General features: G+C 52.8%; 1 protein-coding gene and 1 pseudogene. One reads left to right on the top strand and one right to left on the bottom strand.

Going from position 1 to position 1,433, the window contains the following annotated elements:
- Positions 1–42 precede the first annotated feature (42 nt).
- The gene (locus AC1D0P_RS25595; RefSeq protein WP_477679299.1) at positions 43–1,056 is read left to right on the top strand and encodes a glycosyltransferase family 2 protein; all 1,014 of its coding nucleotides are present in this window, start codon (positions 43–45) and stop codon (positions 1,054–1,056) included.
- A gap of 89 nt (positions 1,057–1,145) precedes the next feature.
- Here AC1D0P_RS25595 and AC1D0P_RS25590 read toward each other — a convergent pair.
- A pseudogene (locus AC1D0P_RS25590) lies at positions 1,146–1,433 on the bottom strand (group 1 glycosyl transferase); the annotation flags it as partial.

Genomic DNA, 1,433 nt, shown 5'->3' with positions numbered 1-1,433 from the left:
GGCTAGGGCAATGGCCACTGAAAAAATGGATTGAGGCCGAAAATGGATACGCCCATCTGTTCGATCTGCATCGCCAACTACAACGGCATGGAAATGATTGATGGCTGCCTGCGTTCAGTGATGGAGCAGAAAGGCCGGTTCGTGGTCGAAATTCTGATTCATGACGATGCATCCACCGACGGCTCAGTAGCCTATATCAGAGACCACTACCCGGAGGCGAGGCTGATTGTCAGCGAGAGAAACGTTGGCTTTTGCGTCGCCAACAATCGCATGGCAGCCGAGGCCAGCGGCGAGTACCTGCTATTGCTCAACAACGACGCCGTGCTTTATCCGGATGCCTTGCTGACCTTGCTCGCGGAGGCGACTCGCCTTGATCGACCCGCAATTCTCAGTCTGGCCCAGTATGAACTTGACAGCGGAGAACTGCTGGACATCGGTAGTTTCCTGGACCCTTTTCTCAATCCGATTCCAAACCGAAACCCGGATCGAAGTGAGGTTGGGATGGTGATGGGCGCCTGCCTGTGGATTCCGAGGGCCCTATGGCAGGAACTCGGCGGATTTCCGGAGTGGTTCGGCAGTATTGGTGAAGACCTATATCTTTGTTGCCGGGCGCGACTGGCGGGCTATCCTGTCCGCGCGCTCGGACAGTCGGGCTATGGACACCGAGTCGGAGCGAGTTTTGGTGGGGGCAAGGCCATGGCGGGACGCTTGGTCACAAACTACCGACGACGGGCGTTATCAGAACGGAACAAGACGTTCGTGATGATTCTTTGCTACCCTTTTTGGCTGTTAGTTGTCGTATTGCCTTTGCACCTAAGCAGTCTTTGCATTGAAGGCGTTGTGCTGACCGCGCTGAAACGCAGTCCCAGACCGTGGCGGGAAATATATGCCCCGATACCAGCTGCGTTGTGGCGAGTGCGAAAAAAGCTGCTGACTTTAAGGTATGAAATTCAGGAAAAGAGGAACAGTAGCACTGCGTCTTTTCTCCGTCCATTCCACTGGCTGCCCTGGAAGTTAAAAATGCTGTTCAAACATGGATTGCCTGCTATCAGATAAGAGCAATAGCCTTTGACTTTTAAATCGCCGTTCAAAGCTTCCCGGCAAGAGTGAGAAAATTTCTCAGATCACACTCTCTTGAATTCGGCTCAGATTTTTTCCGCGCTGATTTTATTAAGTCTGTCCCGCATACGCATACCTGCCGCATGCGCACTGTGCGTCGCGCGAATGCTTTCCGCCGCGCGYCCCCCAATAGATTGGCATAGTTGCCGATCCTGATGGAGACGGTGCATCCATTGGGCTGCATGTTGAATATCCGGTTCGGCCCAAAATTGWCCCTTCCAAAAAGGGTACTCACCTTTCCGGACTGGCACAAAGTGGTAATCAACCAAACAACTATTAAAGTAGTTCGTGAAATCCATGTTGCCAGAGTATCC

The organism is Polaromonas sp. P1_G2, from assembly GCF_056405515.1.
This window is presented reverse-complemented; position numbering and strand designations above follow the sequence as displayed.

Coding starts and splice junctions, on each gene's coding strand:
- AC1D0P_RS25595 (WP_477679299.1), top strand. CDS start 43: ATGGATACGCCCATCTGTTCGATCTGCATCGCCAACTACAACGGCATG.